The 15,483-nt window shown below is 63.9% G+C and carries 18 protein-coding genes and 1 pseudogene; 12 read left to right on the top strand and 7 right to left on the bottom strand.

Annotated elements, in window-relative coordinates:
- Positions 1-73 precede the first annotated feature (73 nt).
- The 5 genes from AAFG16_RS31870 to AAFG16_RS31850 all read right to left on the bottom strand — a co-directional run bounded on the left by AAFG16_RS31870 (position 74) and on the right by AAFG16_RS31850 (position 2,968).
- Positions 74-559, bottom strand: a complete 486-nt coding sequence (locus AAFG16_RS31870; RefSeq protein ID WP_342731656.1) for a DUF992 domain-containing protein — start codon at positions 557-559, stop codon at positions 74-76.
- The gene (locus AAFG16_RS31865) at positions 560-1,159 is read right to left on the bottom strand and encodes a hypothetical protein (protein WP_342731654.1); all 600 of its coding nucleotides are present in this window, start codon (positions 1,157-1,159) and stop codon (positions 560-562) included. It lies immediately after the preceding gene.
- A complete protein-coding gene (locus AAFG16_RS31860; RefSeq protein ID WP_283080432.1) occupies positions 1,156-2,280 on the bottom strand; it encodes an AI-2E family transporter in 1,125 nt (374 codons plus the stop codon). Before AAFG16_RS31860 ends, AAFG16_RS31865 begins: the two co-directional genes overlap by 4 nt.
- Before the next feature lie 69 nt (positions 2,281-2,349).
- Positions 2,350-2,586: a hypothetical protein gene (locus AAFG16_RS31855; RefSeq protein ID WP_342731652.1), complete on the bottom strand. Its 237-nt coding sequence runs from the start codon at positions 2,584-2,586 to the stop codon at positions 2,350-2,352.
- 190 nt (positions 2,587-2,776) lie between these two features.
- Complete coding sequence (locus AAFG16_RS31850; RefSeq protein WP_342731650.1) at positions 2,777-2,968, bottom strand: hypothetical protein; 192 nt, start codon at positions 2,966-2,968, stop codon at positions 2,777-2,779.
- Positions 2,969-3,214: 246 nt separating this feature from the next.
- Here AAFG16_RS31850 and AAFG16_RS31845 point away from each other — a divergent pair, with 246 nt between their 5' ends.
- A complete protein-coding gene (locus AAFG16_RS31845) occupies positions 3,215-3,925 on the top strand; it encodes a Bax inhibitor-1/YccA family protein (protein WP_283080429.1) in 711 nt (236 codons plus the stop codon).
- Positions 3,926-3,945: 20 nt separating this feature from the next.
- Here the strand turns inward: AAFG16_RS31845 and AAFG16_RS31840 are convergent, their stop codons facing one another.
- Entirely contained in the window at positions 3,946-4,449 is a 504-nt protein-coding gene (locus tag AAFG16_RS31840; protein ID WP_283080428.1) for a DUF1269 domain-containing protein, read from the bottom strand.
- 449 nt (positions 4,450-4,898) lie between these two features.
- Between AAFG16_RS31840 and AAFG16_RS31835 the strand changes: the two genes are divergently transcribed.
- From AAFG16_RS31835 to AAFG16_RS31825, 3 genes are all read left to right on the top strand, one after another.
- Positions 4,899-6,104: an ATP-binding protein gene (locus AAFG16_RS31835; protein WP_342731647.1), complete on the top strand. Its 1,206-nt coding sequence runs from the start codon at positions 4,899-4,901 to the stop codon at positions 6,102-6,104.
- A gap of 65 nt (positions 6,105-6,169) precedes the next feature.
- Positions 6,170-6,799: a response regulator transcription factor gene (locus AAFG16_RS31830; RefSeq protein ID WP_342731645.1), complete on the top strand. Its 630-nt coding sequence runs from the start codon at positions 6,170-6,172 to the stop codon at positions 6,797-6,799.
- A gap of 148 nt (positions 6,800-6,947) precedes the next feature.
- Positions 6,948-7,583: a response regulator transcription factor gene (locus AAFG16_RS31825; protein ID WP_342731643.1), complete on the top strand. Its 636-nt coding sequence runs from the start codon at positions 6,948-6,950 to the stop codon at positions 7,581-7,583.
- 5 nt (positions 7,584-7,588) lie between these two features.
- On the opposite strand, the gene AAFG16_RS31820 is transcribed toward AAFG16_RS31825, so the two are convergent.
- Positions 7,589-8,683 carry a HoxN/HupN/NixA family nickel/cobalt transporter gene (locus AAFG16_RS31820; protein WP_342731641.1) on the bottom strand — a complete coding sequence of 365 codons (1,095 nt, stop codon included), beginning with the start codon at positions 8,681-8,683 and terminating at the stop codon, positions 7,589-7,591.
- 183 nt (positions 8,684-8,866) lie between these two features.
- On the opposite strand from AAFG16_RS31820, the gene AAFG16_RS31815 reads away from it, so the two are divergent.
- The 8 genes and pseudogenes from AAFG16_RS31815 to yut all read left to right on the top strand — a co-directional run bounded on the left by AAFG16_RS31815 (position 8,867) and on the right by yut (position 15,469).
- On the top strand, positions 8,867-9,169 hold the full coding sequence (locus tag AAFG16_RS31815; protein ID WP_342731639.1) for an urease subunit gamma: 303 nt from the start codon (positions 8,867-8,869) through the stop codon (positions 9,167-9,169).
- Between the two features lie 19 nt (positions 9,170-9,188).
- Positions 9,189-9,638 (top strand): urease subunit beta, encoded by a 450-nt coding sequence (locus AAFG16_RS31810; protein ID WP_283080422.1) that lies wholly within the window; start codon positions 9,189-9,191, stop codon positions 9,636-9,638.
- Positions 9,639-9,666: 28 nt separating this feature from the next.
- Positions 9,667-11,388, top strand: coding sequence for an urease subunit alpha (locus tag AAFG16_RS31805; RefSeq protein WP_283080421.1), 1,722 nt, complete (start codon positions 9,667-9,669; stop codon positions 11,386-11,388).
- A gap of 9 nt (positions 11,389-11,397) precedes the next feature.
- Positions 11,398-11,967 (top strand): annotated as a pseudogene (ureE, locus tag AAFG16_RS31800) (urease accessory protein UreE); the annotation flags it as partial.
- A 184-nt stretch (positions 11,968-12,151) separates the two neighbouring features.
- Entirely contained in the window at positions 12,152-12,793 is a 642-nt protein-coding gene (locus AAFG16_RS31795; protein WP_283080419.1) for an urease accessory UreF family protein, read from the top strand.
- A 19-nt stretch (positions 12,794-12,812) separates the two neighbouring features.
- Positions 12,813-13,457 carry an urease accessory protein UreG gene (gene ureG / locus AAFG16_RS31790; RefSeq protein ID WP_283080418.1) on the top strand — a complete coding sequence of 215 codons (645 nt, stop codon included), beginning with the start codon at positions 12,813-12,815 and terminating at the stop codon, positions 13,455-13,457.
- Entirely contained in the window at positions 13,454-14,404 is a 951-nt protein-coding gene (locus tag AAFG16_RS31785; protein ID WP_283080417.1) for an urease accessory protein UreD, read from the top strand. The genes ureG and AAFG16_RS31785 overlap by 4 nt, the downstream gene beginning before the upstream one ends.
- A gap of 48 nt (positions 14,405-14,452) precedes the next feature.
- Entirely contained in the window at positions 14,453-15,469 is a 1,017-nt protein-coding gene (gene yut / locus AAFG16_RS31780; protein ID WP_342731633.1) for an urea transporter, read from the top strand.
- Positions 15,470-15,483: the final 14 nt, after the last annotated feature.

The following is a 15,483-nucleotide window of genomic DNA, read 5'->3' as shown; positions in this document are numbered from 1 at the left end:
CCGCTTTGTCGCGCAACGGGGTGGAAATAGCCGCATCCGCTCCGTCGATCCCGCGCAGGATCGCGAGCGCGATTCATCCTCGCCCCCGCGGTCCCAGCGTCAGATTGGTCACGCCAGCGGCGAGGTTCAGTCCGATCGACCGTTCGATCGACAGCGGCTGAAGCATGACGCTCCGGCGAGAGCCGCCGATCAGAACGTTGGCGCCGAGGCCAGGACCTAACGCGACATTGCCGCTTGCACCGACATATTGGCCGCGCAAGGTACCGGGACCGATCCGCGAGTTCTTGGCGAACACGACCCAGGACAGGGTGCCGGCGCTGGTTACGCCGATGTCGAGGCCGACGCGCCTGATCCGTCCCTCGTAGATATATGTCCGCTGCGGGTGCCGTCTGTAGAACGTGCAGCGCAGCGACTGCGCCGATCCGAGCACCAGTCCGACGCGCGGCGTCGACCAGCACAACAGCCTGCCGACCCGGAATGTTTCGGCCTGCGCGGGTGGTGCGACACCGCAAAACCATGTCAACGCAGCGATGGCTGCAACATGCCGGAACTTGTGCATTCAATCCTCCGCCTGGTTGCTCGTTCGCGGGGCGACGTGCGGCCGCCTGCGGTCCTGGCGCAGCCAGAACGAGATGGCGAGCCCGATCAGCAGCACGGCGCCGAGCAGGAAAAAGAAGATGGATTGCTTCAGCCAGGAGATCGCCGGCACGGCCGCGCCCATCGCAAGGCCAAGAAAGCTGATCTGCACCGACAGCAGGCTTACGCCCGCAAGGAACGTACCGAGCGCAAGCAAGGTCAGCAGGACGAGGCCGGTTGCCGGCGTGGGCAGCAATTGCTGGACGCCGGAAATCAGCATGATGTTCATCGTGACCAGGACTGCGATCCAGTGCAGCGCCTGTGTCCAGATCAGGCGGAACTGGTTGTCTCTGCCATCGGTCTCCGGCCATTTGGTCACGACGCAGACGACGCCGATGGCGAGCGCCAGAAATTCCCAATAGCCGGTCAAAGGCTGGTGCGAGACGTTGGTATAGGCGACGCCCGCGATGGCGAGCAGCAGCGCAACCAGATAGGGAAGCTGCTGCCACATGAATTGAGCCGTCCCCGATCGCGTCGGGGCGGTCTCGGGGAGATCGCTTTGCTGCGCGTCAATTCCGCTCATGACTGATCGCTCGCAATCGTTGCCGGCCTCGGATCGTCGCCAAGATAGTCCTCGACATAGAACCTGATGATCGCGACCCGGCCGATGGCGACGAGCGGCATCGCGAGCGCGATGCCGAGGACGCCGAACAGGGAGCCGAGGAGGACGATCGCGACCAATGTCCAGGCCGGCGGAATCTCGACCGCCTGGCGCTGGATCAGGGGACCGATCACATACCCTTCGATCGACTGGATGATGGTGTAGATCACGACGGCCCAGATCAGCAGCGATGCGCCGAGCGGCATTGCCACGAGCGCGATCGGGATCGCGGCAACGATCGGGCCGAGATAGGGAATGAAGTTCGACAGGCCTGCCTGAAGCCCCAGCACGAAAGGCCCGGGCAGCCCAATGAGATAGAGTGCGATCCAGACGCACAACGTCATCAGGGCAATGCGGATCAACTGACCGACAAACCAGAGCCGCATGATGCTGCCCATCTCATCCATCACGGCGCGCGCACGGGCGCGGTATGAGTGCTTGACCAGCATGACCAGGCTTTCGCGATGGCCGGTGGGATCGAAGGCGAAGAGGATGCCGAGGAACAGGATCACGAGCACGGCGGACAGGAAGCTCGATGCCCCGCCGAGCAGAAATTGAGCGTGGCTGAAGAACCGGCCCTGATCGGCGAACAGCCATTGAGCGAAGTCGCGGCCCCATTCCGGGCCGAGCAGGTCCACGCCATATGACAGCAAGTGCTCCTGGAGCACGTCGACTTGGGCATCCATGACTTTCAGCAGCAAACGCGTCTGTTCCGGCAACTTGCCCGCGCCCCAGGCAATGCCAAAGCCTGAGAGTGCGGACAGCAGCAGAAGCACGAGCGTCAGACGCCAGGCGCGGCTGATCGGAACGATCGAAGCCAGCGCTCGCGCGGCGGCGTCGAGCAAGGCCGCGAACAGCACGCCGGCGAAGACGATGAGCAGGCTGGAGACTGTCTGCCATATCAGGAACAGGGCAACGCCCGCGGCGAGCAGGGAGAGGCCGACGGCGAGCATGCTCCTTGGTTGCTCGGCGCCGTCCGGCCGTTCGGCAGCGGTCAGAACGACCTCGCGGAATCGATCTGGTCCCATCCTGGAATCGCTCATCGGTCGATCCATCGCCAGGCATCTCCGGCGCAATGCCGCTGCCGGCCGTGGGGCGCCTCCGCAATGGCATCAGGTACGGACGCGACGGCTGCCATAATGCGGGTGTCGGCCGCCGCGATGACGCCAGTAGCGGTGCTTGAACGGATTGGTGTTGGTGTTGGGAACTGCCTCCTCCGGCGCAGCCGCACCTGTCTGCGCTGGTGCCGCCGCGCCAGTGTCCTTCGGTTGCGCGATCGAGAGGGATGGGATGGCGGTGGCCACCAATCCGGCCAAGATCAGGCCGCGACCAATGGCGTGAATGTTCATTGCCCGCCTCCATGCACTCAGGGGACCATGCCTCGGATCGAGACGGCTCCGACGGCAGGCAATCTTAGAAGTGCGTGTGGTGTGCGCACATCGGGGATTCTCTGTAGGCGGTGAGGGCAGGAAATCGGCAGGCGCAGTCGACGCGCAACGCCGTCAGGGCGCTGCGACTAAAGAGGCGGCGCCCAGGCGCTCACGAACAGGAGGCGGAGGCCGGCCGCACGGCAACGAGCACGACGCTGCCGCGGAAGAACTCGCCGGCCCTGGCGAGTTCGGCGGCAAGATGCCGGGCATGCCGGACGGCCGCATCCTGATCGATGCAGTCCTGTCCGATGCGATCGGGACAGACACCGTATTTGTCAGCGATGTGGAAGAAGAAGCGCATGCCCCGGATTAGGGCAGACGGGCGCGGGCTTCCAAGTGACAAAGGCGTAAGGCGCCTACGCCGAAAGGCTTAGGCGCCATGGTCTTGCGGATCGGTAACGTGAGCCTGGTGGTGGCTGCTTGGCCCTTCGCCGGTTGCAGCGCGCGGGTGGTTACCGCCTGCACCATTCGGGTGATTGGCCGATGTCGCTCGGCCGGCACGAGCGATAGCGTCGCTGTCCTCTGTAAGATCCAGAGGAGGCCAACCATGTCCAATCTCGACCAGAACCTGACCACTCCGCAGACGGCCGGCAGTGCGAGCGCGGTGGACGCCGGATTGCACGACTACATGCTGCGGATTTACGGCTACATGGCTGGAGGTGTCGGTCTGACCGCGCTCGTCGCCTGGCTGACCTACGAGATCACCGGTCCCGCGCTGCTCCAGAGTCCATGGATGTGGCTGTTCATCTTGGCGCCGCTCGCGCTGGTGTTCTTCATCGGCTCGCGCATCAATACGCTGTCGGTACCGACGGCGCGGCTGCTGTTCTTCATCTATGCGGCCCTGATCGGCATATCGCTCTCGATCTTGCTGCACATGTATACCAGCTCGTCGATCGCCCGCGTCTTCTTCGTCGCCGCGGCGAGTTTCGGCGCGCTCAGCATCTTCGGCTACACGACGCGGCGCGATCTCTCCGGCCTCGGCACCTTCCTGTTCATGGGGCTGATCGGAATCATCATTGCGAGCCTGATCAACCTGTTCCTGTCGTCGAGCACGCTCGATTGGCTGATCTCGATCGTCGGCGTCGGCGTGTTTGCCGGCCTTACGGCCTACGATACGCAGCGGATCAAGGCGATGTATGACAGCGCCGATGACCATACCTCCGCAGGCCGCAAGTCCGTCATCGGCGCGTTGTCGCTCTATCTCAACTTCCTGAACCTGTTCCTGATGCTGCTGCGCCTTGCCGGCGGCCGGCGCTAAAGACGCGGAGGGACGGCGGCTCAGGCCGCCGGCCGATCCACAGCGCTCTCCAGGGCATCGCGCAGGATCTTTTCCTTGGTCTCGTCGAGCGAGGTCTTGAGCACCACGCCGCCGGCGTCCTTGATCTCCTTGATCACCTTGTCCGCGGTCATGTGCTTGATCAGCACGAAAAGGGCCGCGTTGCCGGACTTGAGGTTGGCGGACAGGCTCTTCATGAAGGCATCATCGATGCCGAAGTCGGAAAGCGCTCCGCCAAGTGCGCCCGACGCCGCGCCGACCGCGACCCCCAGGATCGGATTGAGAAAGAGGACGCCGATGAGAAGACCCCAGAAGCTGCCCGTCATCGCGCCCATGGCGGTCGTGTTGACGAGCTGATTGAGCTTGATGCCGCCCGAATCCGTCTTCACCGCGATCACGGCGTCGCTGATGGTGATCAGATATTCCTTTTGCAGCTTCAGCAGTCGCTGACGCACTTCCTCGGCTTTCGCTTCGGACGGATACACGATCGCGACAAGATCCGACATGGACACCTCCCGTTGGGTCGAAGGATAGGCACCGGAACAGCCCCTTTCAGCTTATCGCGCGAGCGTCGCTTTCGGGATCGGATGAAACCCTGGAGGCAGCGGATGAATGTCCCGATGGGCGAGCTCGCGCCTGGCGCGTATTTCGCTTAGGGACCTCAGTTCGAAAAATCCGTATCTGCTGCCTTTTACTCGTTCCTGGCCGAACCCGGGCGCCGCATGCGATCGTGGCACAAGCTGCATAGTCGTGCGCCCGCAGAGCGGGCGTCACGAATTCGAGATTTTATTCCCATCGCAATGCTACCTGTTGGTGTGAGCCCGGTTCGGGGTGTATAGTCAGTTGGCTCCAGGGGGCGCGGGCTTTCCGGAGCCGGGTTGTGGATGTTTTGCGGGTGGGGGCCCTCGACGTACTTTCGGTGCCGAAAGGCGCCCGAATAGAGTGAGCGCGTACCGTGAAACCGCATGGCCGTCCCCCCACCGAGTTGCCTCGAACCAGCCTCGGGAACTGGCTGCGAATAGGTTCTGACGAGTCGATCGAGGCGCTCCATTGGAAGTTTTCGACGGATCTTCTGTTCGTCGTCCGCCCGTCCTTTGAAGGGCGGTTCGCCTACGAGGCGATCAATCCTGAATTCGAATCTCATCTCGGCCTCTCGTCGAAGGACGTCCGCAACATGGATGTCTTCGACTGCATGAGCGGAGATGATGCCAGAGCCGTCTGCGAGACGCTTCGGGCGTGTCTCGCCGAAGGCGCCGAGATCCGCATCCGGCAGCGTCTCGCGCTCGGCGGCTCGCCCCGGAACATGGAAACGATCGTGATGCCGGTCGTCGATCCATCGGTCGGCGGCGTGGTCAGACTGATCGGTAGCCATCGTGCCATACGCAACGGTTCCCGCGAGAGCGTCATCGAATGCGACGACGGCCTCGCCATGGATGTCGGCCTGTTGTCCATCCAGGAAGGCATCCAGCAACGGATCGCGTCGGACCTTCACGATTCGACCTGTCAGCATTTGATTGCCGCCAGCCTTGGCCTGATGCGGGTCCGGAGCCATCTCGGCGAGACGGCCTCGGCCGGGCAGCTTTGCGACGAGATCGATGCGTCGATTGATGAGGCGCTCCGGGAGATCCGCGCCTTTGCCTATCTGCTGCACCCCCGGAACCTGGCGGGAGAGGGCCTGAAGGCCACCATTGAACGATACGCGGAAGGATTTGCGGCGCGCACGTCGTTGCGGGTGACGGTCGACATCGTGCCGGAGGTCGATCGGTTGCTCTACGAAACCAAGCGCTCGTTGCTGCGCGTCGTCCAGGAGGCCCTGACCAACGTTTTCCGTCACGCGAAGGCGACGGAGGTGGCGATCATCATCGATGTGGCCGACGACTGGTTCCACATGACGGTCCGCGACAACGGACGCGGTCTCCCGGCAGAGCCCGGCCGGCGCGGCACCAAGACGGCATCGATCGGGGTTGGAATTCCGGCGATGCGGGCACGGCTGCACGAGATTGGCGGCACGCTCGACATCCATCCCAATCGGGCAGCGCCGCAATCCGGCACGGTCTTGTACGCAGCGTTTCCTTATGGCCTGGCGACAGGGGACAATCGGCGAAGAGACACGACAACGACGAGGGCCCGCGCAGGGACCCGGTCGAGGAAAGAACACTAGCCCCCGCGGTGCCAGGTCCGGGGTCCGGACCGAAACGCCGTGAAAGGATACCGGAGCGTTCTGCCATGAAGCGAATTCTCATTGCCGACGATCACGAGGCGGTACGGTCGGGATTACGGGCGGTGATCGAGCAGCGGGCGGATTGGGAGGTGGTGGCGGAGGTGAACGATGGCGGCAAGGCGGTGGCCGCCGCGATCGAGAGCCGGCCCCATGTCGCCATCGTCGACTTCTCCATGCCGCGCATGACCGGCGTCGAGGTGGCGCGGCGGATCCGGGATTATCCGCTGCAGACCGAGGTGCTGATCTTCACGGTGCACAATTCGGGCCTGCTGGCGCAGCAGGCGTTCGAGGCCGGGGCGCGCGCATTCCTGGTGAAGTCCGATGCCAACAAGCTGCTGCTTGCTGCAGTCGAATCGCTGCTGCTGCACAGGCCGTTCTGCAACAGAAGCTGCTCGGCGGAACTCGATCGCGGGCCTGCAGCCGATGGCAAGCGCCACGACGAGCTCACGGCGCGGGAGCAATTGGTGGTCAAGCTGGTTGCCGAAGGCTACAGCAACAAGGGGATCAGTGCGATCCTCAACCTCAGGGTCAAGACGACCGAAGCCCACCGGGCGGCCGCGATGCGCAAGCTCGAGGTGAACTCGACGGCAGGGCTGGTTCGCTACGCCGTCCGGGCCGGACTTGTCGAGGCTTGAGACTGGAACATCGATGCGGTGTTCCGGCGTCAGGACCTTCGCCGTGGAATATCAGGGTTTTGCTGGATAACGCCCGCGGCCGCTGCCCCTATGATCGCCAGCGTCGTTGACGGCCTCGCGGGCAAAGCGGGAAAACGGGAACGATGCCGTGAAGCGCATCTTGATTGCGGACGATCATGAAGTCGTGCGTTCCGGTCTGCGCGCGATCGTCGAAACGCATTCCAACTGGATCGTGAGCGGAGAGGCGACCAACGGCGAGCAAGCGGTTGCGCTGACGCTCGAAACCAGGCCGGATATCCTGATCGTGGACTATTCCATGCCGATCATGAACGGCCTGGAGGTCAGTCGCCGCCTCAAGGCGCTCCATCTTCGTGCCGAAGTCCTGATCCTGACGATGCACGAGAGCGAGGAGCTTCTGACCGAGGCCATCCTGGCGGGGGTGCGCGGTTTCCTGTTCAAGTCGGACGCCCGCAAGCACCTGATCTTCGCGATCGAGGCTCTGCTCGACGGCAGGCCCTATTTCACCAGCATCCTGCTGGAGAAGCTGCTTCACGATTACCAGATGAACAAGCAGAACCGGGTCGACATGCTGCTGACCTCGCGCGAGCAGAGCGTGGTCCAGCTGATCGCGGAAGGGCATACCAACAAGTCGATCAGCACGATCCTGAAGCTGAGCGTGAAGACCGTCGAGACCCACCGCGCCTCGGCCATGCGCAAGCTCAGGATGTCATCCACCGCCGAGCTCGTCCGTTATGCCATTCGCAAGAAGCTGGTCGCGCCCTGAGGCCATCACGCCACGTCGCGCGCCTCGGCACAGGCGAGACGTCGCGTGCTCCGCTGAGGCTCGCGATCTGCAACGAATGCGCGGTACAGCGCGACGGATACGAGCCAAGCCAACCCGAACAGGCCGATCACCATGAAGCCGAGATCCGCAAGGCTCTCGTTGAGACCGGCAATGGCCGACCACAAATGGCCTGACAGCTCGAACTGCCTGCCGAGCAGGCCGAGCGCCTCCACCCCGCCGATGAAGAGTGCGATGACGACCGACGCCCCGGTGATCGTGAGATTGTACCAGAGCTTGCGCAGCGGATCGACGAAGGCCCATCGATAGGCGTTCACCATCAACACACTGTCGGCAGTGTCGACCAGTGCCATGCCGGCGGCAAACAATGCCGGAAACACCAGGACGCTCCCGGCTGATCCGCCGCGAACCGCTTCCGCTGCAGAGATGCTCATCAGGCCGATTGCGGTTGCCGTATCGAAGCCGAGCCCGAACAGGAAGCCGAGCGGATACATGTGCCAGGTCTTGGTCACGATGCGGAACGCCGGGTTGAGCAGGCGCGCAAGTACGCCCGCGCCGGGAGCAGCGTCGAGGTGTTCCATATGGTGGCTTGCCTTCCGGTGTACAGATCGGAAGGTGCGCCACAGGCCGATGAAGATGGCAAGATTGATCAGCGCGATCAGCAGCAGAAACCCGGCCGAAACCGAAGTGCCGATCAGGCCGCCAATGCGCCTGCCCGGGCTGTCATCACTCCAAAAGCCGATTGCGGTTTCCGACAGCAGCATGGTCGCCGCCACGACCACGCTGGAGTGGCCGAGCGCGAAATAAAGTCCGGCGCATTTCGGCGCACCGCCCGCCTGGATCAACTTGCGCACCGCGTTGTCGATCGCGGCGATATGATCGGCGTCGACGGCGTGACGCAGGCCGAACACCCAGGCGAGCAGGGCGGTGGCCATGACCACTGGACGGTCGGCGAACAGCGCGAATGCCCAGAGCCACGCCGCGGCATTGGCGAAGATGAGCCCGCCGAACAGCAGGGCGGTGCCGAGCTCGAAACCTCGCAAAGACCGCTTCGTCGCCTGGTTCGTCGCCTGGGCCACCATGGCCGCACCTCGGTGTGAGCTTCATCAAAGGCCATCATACTGACCAAGGCAAGAGCCGAGCATGACGACATCGGCCCATTGGTATTTCCCGATCTCCGACTGAGTAGAACACCGGATGATTCTTGCCGGAGAGTTGTTCCAACGTGATTGCGGTCCTTGGGAGCCGGGCTTCGGGAGAATCCCATGCAGCTAACCCCGCGAGAATTCGACAAGCTGCTCGTCCACATGTTGGCCGACGTGGCGCTGAAACGACGGGCCAAAGGCCTCAAGCTCAACTATCCCGAAGCGGTCGCCGTGATTTCGGCGGCGGCCCTCGATGGCGCGCGCGCCGGCAAGACGATCGAGGACGTCACCAACGAGGCGCGCACCGTTCTCACCAAGGCCGACGTCATGGATGGCGTCGCCGATCTCATCGCCATGGTGCAGGTCGAGGCCGTGTTCACCGATGGCAGCCGCCTGGTCACGGTGCATACGCCGATCCAGTGAACGCTTGGAGGAGGTCGACATGGCCGGACCAAAACTGGGCCCCAAGATTGCCGCCGATGTCGATCCGGCCACGTCGAGTGTACCGGTTGGCGGCTATGTGTGCAGCCCGGCGGCGATCACCTTCGATGCCGATCGACCGGTGACCGCGCTCAAGGTGCGCAATGCCGGAGATCGCCCCATTCAGGTCGGCTCGCACTTCCATTTCTTCGAGGTCAATCCCGCACTGGTATTCGACCGCGCCGCGGCGTTCGGCCTGCATCTGAACATTCCGTCCTCGACCGCAACGCGGTTCGAGCCCGGCGACGAGCGCGAGGTTCAGCTCGTTCCCTACGGCGGCAAGCGCGCCGTCTATGGCTTCAACAATCTCGTCGATGGTCCGACCGCCGGCAAGAACGCCGCCACGGTGAAATCCAGGGCGGTGGCGCTGGCCACGGAACGGGGCTTTCGTTCCTCGCAGACCAAGGCGTGATGTGGCAATTTCTTGAACGAGGACCGTGATGGCGACCATCTCCCGGCAGGAATATGTCGGCCTGTTCGGGCCGACGACAGGCGACCGGATCCGCTTGGGCGATACCGGTCTGTTCGTTGAAATCGAGCGCGACCTGCGCGGCGGCTACGGCGACGAAATCGTCTTCGGCGGCGGCAAGAGCATGCGAGAAGGCATGGGCATGGACAATCAGGTGACGCGGGCGGGCGGCGCACCCGACCTCGTGATCACCAACGTGACCGTCATCGACGCGATGCTGGGCATCGTGAAGGCCGATGTCGGCATCAAGGATGGGCGCATCTGTGCCATCGGGAAGTCCGGCAATCCCCAGACGATGGATCGCGTCACGCCCGGCCTGGAGCTGGGTCTGGCGACCGACGCGATCTCGGGCTCGCATCTCATCCTGACGGCCGCCGGCATCGACACGCACATCCATTTCATCTCGCCGCAGCAGGCCGAGGCCGCGCTTTCGAACGGCACGACCACCTTGATCGGGGGCGGGACCGGTCCTTCGGACGGATCCAACGCCACGACGGTCACGTCGGGGCCGGGCAACATCAGCATGATGCTGCGCGCGTTCGAGAACTGGCCGCTCAACGTCGGCATTCTCGGCAAAGGACACGGCCACGGCAAAGCGGCCTTGGTTGAACAGATCGAGGCGGGGGCGGTCGGCGTCAAATGCCACGAGGACTGGGGCACCACGCCGGCTGTGCTTCGCTCCGCGCTCACGGTCGCCGATGAGACCGATACGCAGGTCTGCATCCACACCGACACGCTGAACGAATCCGGCTTCATCGACGATTCGATCGCGGCGTTCGAGGGGCGAACGGTTCATTCGTTCCATACCGAAGGATCCGGCGGCGGCCACGCGCCCGACATCATCAAGATCGCCGGGCTTCCCAACGTCCTGCCGTCGTCGACCAATCCCACGCTCCCCTACGGCATCAATTCGCAGGCGGAGCTCTACGACATGATCATGGTGTGTCACCACCTCAGCCCCGACATCCCCTCGGATGTCGCGTTCACCGAGAGTCGCATCCGCGCTGAAACCATCGCCGCGGAAAACGTCCTTCAGGACCTCGGCGTCATCTCGATGTTCTCGAGTGACTCGCAGGCGATGGGACGGATCGGGGAATGCTGGCTGCGCTGCATTCAGACCGCGGACGCGATGAAGACCGGACGGGGCAAGCTGCCGGAGGACGCGCCGGGCAACGACAATTTCCGGGTGCTGCGCTACGTCGCGAAGATCACCATCAATCCCGCAATCGCGCATGGCATCGCAGACGTGCTCGGCTCGGTCGAGGTCGGCAAGATCGCCGATCTCGTGCTGTGGGAGCCGGCCTTCTTTGGCGCCAAGCCGAAGATCGTGATCAAGAACGGCTTCATCAGTTGGGCGGTGATGGGCGATCCGAACGCCTCGCTGCCGACGCCGCAACCGACCTATTACCGGCCCATGTTCGGCGCCTATGGCGATGCGCTGGCGGCCAATTGCATCACCTTCGTCTCCGGCGCCGCGCATGCCGCGGGCGTCAAGGAACGGCTGGGTCTGCGCCGCCAGGTGATGCCGGTGCGGAACGTGCGCAAGATCGGAAAGCAGAACATGGTTCGCAATACCGGCACGCCGAAGATCGAGGTCAGTCCGGAGACCTTCGCCGTGACCGTGGACGGCAAGCACGCGACCGTTCCGCCGCTGACGACAGTGTCGTTGAACCAGAAATATTTCTTCAGCTGAGGATCGGCCATGATCATGATCGAAAGCGTCCTGGGCAATTCCGCCGATCCGGTGTGGGCAGGGCGGCTGTCGGACGCCGAGATAGATCTGGTCGAGATCGACCAGTGGGAGGCGCAGAAGAGCCGTTTTCGCAAGACCACGGCCAAAGGCGCGCAGGTGGCGGTCTCTCTCGATCGCCACACGCATCTTTGCGACGGGGATATCCTGCTCTGGGATGAGCGGACGCATGCGGCGCTGGTGGCGCGGATCGAGCTTCGGGACGTCATGATCGTGCATCTGGACGAGCTGACTGCCGTAGTGCCCGACCTCGCGATGCGGACTTGCGTCGAGCTCGGCCACGCCATGGGCAACCAGCACTGGCCGGCCCTGGTCAAGGGCACGTGCGTCTATGTCCCGCTCACCGTCGATCGCAAGGTGATGGCCTCCGTCATGAAGACGCACCACTTTGAGGGCATCCATTACGAATTCGTCTCCGGACGCGAAGTCGTTCCTTACCTCGCTCCGCATGAATCCCGCCGGCTGTTCGGCGGCGCCGAAGGGCCGGTGCATTCTCACGCGCACGAGAGCCACGTCCACGACGCGGCGGAGGCTGGGCAGATCAACGGACATTCGCAGGCGCATGTCCACGCTCACCCGGCCACCGCTCCTCACCAACGAACCTCGCCGGTAACGGCCGGCTCCGCGCGTGATCACCGCAAATGACAATGCGGGCGCACCGAGGACCGCCGCATCGCTCTCGCGGCTGCTCCAGTTTGGCGACTCGATGTTTCCCGTCGGCGCGTTCTCGTTTTCGTCCGGACTGGAATCCGCCGTTCAGCAGGGCGTCGTCACTGACGTGGCCACTCTGCGAGCCTTTGCGCTGACGGCGCTGGAACAGGCGGCGCGCGGTGACTGCGTCGCCCTGATCGCTGCGCATCGCGCGGCCCTCGCCGGAGACATCGAGACCCTCGCGCGCATCGACGCGCAGGTCTATGCGCGCAAGCTCTCGGGCGAAGCGCGGGTAATGTCGGTTCGCATGGGCCGGAAGTTCACGGACATGGGTGTCGAGGTGGTCGGCGCGCCGCTGCTTTGCACCTGGCGTGAATGCATTGCGAAGGCGGTCACTCCGGGCTGCTACCCGATCGCATTGGCGATCAATTTCGCGGTGCAGGAGTTGCCGGCTTATGAGGCGTTCGTCGTGCACCAGTATGGGGTGGCGACGACGATCCTCGGTGCGGCGCTGCGGCTGATGAAGATCAGCCACATCGAAACGCAGCGGATTCTCTACGAGCTCACCGGGCAGGCGGAGGCGATGTACGCGATCGCCGCGACGGCGCGGCTGTCGGACATGGCCGGCTTTGCGCCCCTCGCCGAGATTCTGGCCGCTGTCCACACGAGAGCGCATGTGCGCCTGTTCATGAACTGACGTCGAATGGAGTCCCGTCATGTCGAAGAGTATCACGCGCATCGGTATCGGCGGCCCGGTGGGGTCGGGAAAGACGGCGATCGTCGAAGCCATTACACCGCGCCTGCTCGAGCTCGGCATCAAGGTGCTCATCATCACCAACGACGTGGTGACGACCGAGGACGCCAAGCACGTTCAGCGGACACTCAAGGGCATCCTGCTCCACGAGCGCATCATCGGCGTGGAGACGGGCGCCTGCCCCCACACCGCCGTGCGCGAAGACCCGAGCATGAACCTCGCCGCGGTCGAGGATATGGAGCGGCGCTTCCCCGATAGCGACGTCGTGCTGATCGAGAGTGGAGGGGACAATCTGACCCTGACCTTCTCGCCCGCCTTGGTGGACTATTTCATCTATGTGATCGACGTCGCCGCGGGCGACAAAATCCCGCGCAAGAACGGGCCCGGGATCACCTATTCCGACATCCTCGTCATCAACAAGACCGATCTTGCCCCTCACGTCGGAGCCAGCCTCGAGGTGATGAGGCGGGATTCGCAGCTGATGCGCGGCGCAAAGCCGTTCCTGTTCACCAACTGCAAGACGGGCGAAGGCATTCCGGAGCTGGTGGGGCTGATCGAGCGGGAGTTCCTGTTCGACATCAATCCGCGCGAACGGCGGTTGGCATGATACCGGCAGCGTTCCATCCCTGGTCTCGGGCCGAGGCTCTCGGCGCATCGATGCCGGAATTTGCGTCCTTTCAGGACGAGCCGCCGCAGATGCGCAGCGGCACTGTCGGAAAGACCGGGTTCCTGCGCCTGGGCTTCGAGCAGCGCGCCGGCCAGACCATCCTGACCGATTTGCAACGCCGCGCGCCCTATATGGTGCAGCGGCCGCTCTACTGCGACGAAGCGATCCCAGGCCTGGCGAGCGTGTTCCTCATCACCACCACCGGCTGCGTGTTGCAGGGAGACCGGCTCGGTCTCGACATCAGCCTTGGTCCAGCTGCGCAGGTTCATCTGACGTCACAGTCGGCCACCAAGATTCATGCGATGGACGCCAACTACGCGGCGCAAAGTCAGACGATCACGCTCGCCGACGATGCCTATCTGGAGTTTCTCCCCGATCCCGTGATTCCGCACCGGCACTCGCGGTTTCTCAGCGACACGCAGATCTGCATCGCGCCGTCGGCGACCTTGCTGTTCTCGGAAATCATTCAGCCCGGCCGCAAGCACCATCATCCCGACGAGTGCTTTGGCGCAACGGTGTTGTCGATATCGACCTCGGCCGCGCGGCCCGATGGCCGATCCCTGTTCGCGGAGAAGCTCGTGATCGAGCCGCAGCGCTACCAAATGCGGCAGACGGGTGTGATGAACTCCTTCGACGTACTCGCCAACGTGATCCTGTGCACGCCGATGGAGAGGGCGGAGCGCATCCACGAACGCATGCAGGCGGCGGTCGACCTCGCGGAAGGCATCGCCTTCGGCGCGTGTCGCCTGCCGAATGAGGCCGGCCTGATCTTCAAGGTGCTCGGCCGGGAAACGGCGCAGGTGAAGGCCAAGGTACGCGAATTCTGGGGGATAGTCCGCGAGGAGGTCGTCGGTGCCGCGCTGCCGCCGCCGTATTTGTGGCGGTAGCGAGCGCTGCCGACGGCTTGCCGGCCGGACAAGTTCGAGGAGGCAGCAATGGAAAAGATCTTGGCCAACTGGGAAAGCCTCTCGGTGTCGTCAGGCGCGTTGCGGTTCCTGGACACCAATCTGCGCGGCATTGGACAGGTCATGTTCCAGGATAATCCGCTGAGCGGGGCGCTCTTCCTCGCCGCGATCGCCTGGGGCTCCTACGCTGCCGGCACGCCCCAGGTCGCGATCGCCGGCGTGCTCGCGGTTATCGTCTCGAACCTGACCGCGCTATGGCTTCACGTCGAAAGCGAGCCGCTTCATTCCGGTCTCTATGGTTTCAACGGCATTCTCGTCGGCCTCGCGCTGGCGACGTTCCTGGCGCCCGGACCGCTGCTGTGGGTGTACGTGATCCTGGGAGCGGCCGTCTCCGTGGTCGTGATGCTTGCCACCACGAACGTCGTCAAGCCGTGGGGAGGCGCGCTCACATTTCCGTTCGTGCTCACGACGTGGCTTCTCCTGCTGGCCACGTATGGGTTTTCCGGGCTTGCGGGAACGGCGCTGCCGTCCGGCGCAGTCGTGGCCGCCTTCCAACCCTACAAGGCGAGCCCGCTCCAGCTGATCGACCTCGCCAATGGCGTGGTCCTGAGCATCTCCCAGGTGTTTCTGAAAGCCAGCGGCATAGCGGCGCTGCTCCTGCTTGCGGGACTCGCCGTGAGCTCGCTCGCAGCAGCCGCCTTCGCACTCGGGGGAGCGGTCTTGGCTGTGTTGACGGCCCATCTTTTCGGCGCCGAGAGCGATCTGATCACCGGTGGTCTGCTTGGGTTCAGTCCGGTTCTCACGGCGATCGCGCTTGGGACCGTCTTCTATCGACCGAGCTGGCGCGTCGCGGCCTACGCAGCCCTTGCGACGGTGTTTACGGTGATCGCCCAGGCGGCCTTGAACGTGGCGTTGACCCCGTTTGCCATCCCGGCGCTCACCGCGCCGTTCGTGCTGGTGACGTGGCTGTTCCTGTTGCCGCGACAGCGGTTGGAGACGGTCGCTCCTGTCGCAAACGACGTCGAAAAGCCTGTCGCGGGAGCTTGATCCGCAACGCGGCG

Origin of the sequence: Bradyrhizobium sp. B117 (genome assembly GCF_038969555.1) — a bacterium.
Taxonomy (GTDB): domain Bacteria; phylum Pseudomonadota; class Alphaproteobacteria; order Rhizobiales; family Xanthobacteraceae; genus Bradyrhizobium.
The sequence above is the reverse complement of the archived record's forward strand: the minus strand, read 5'-3'. Positions and strand labels throughout refer to the sequence as shown.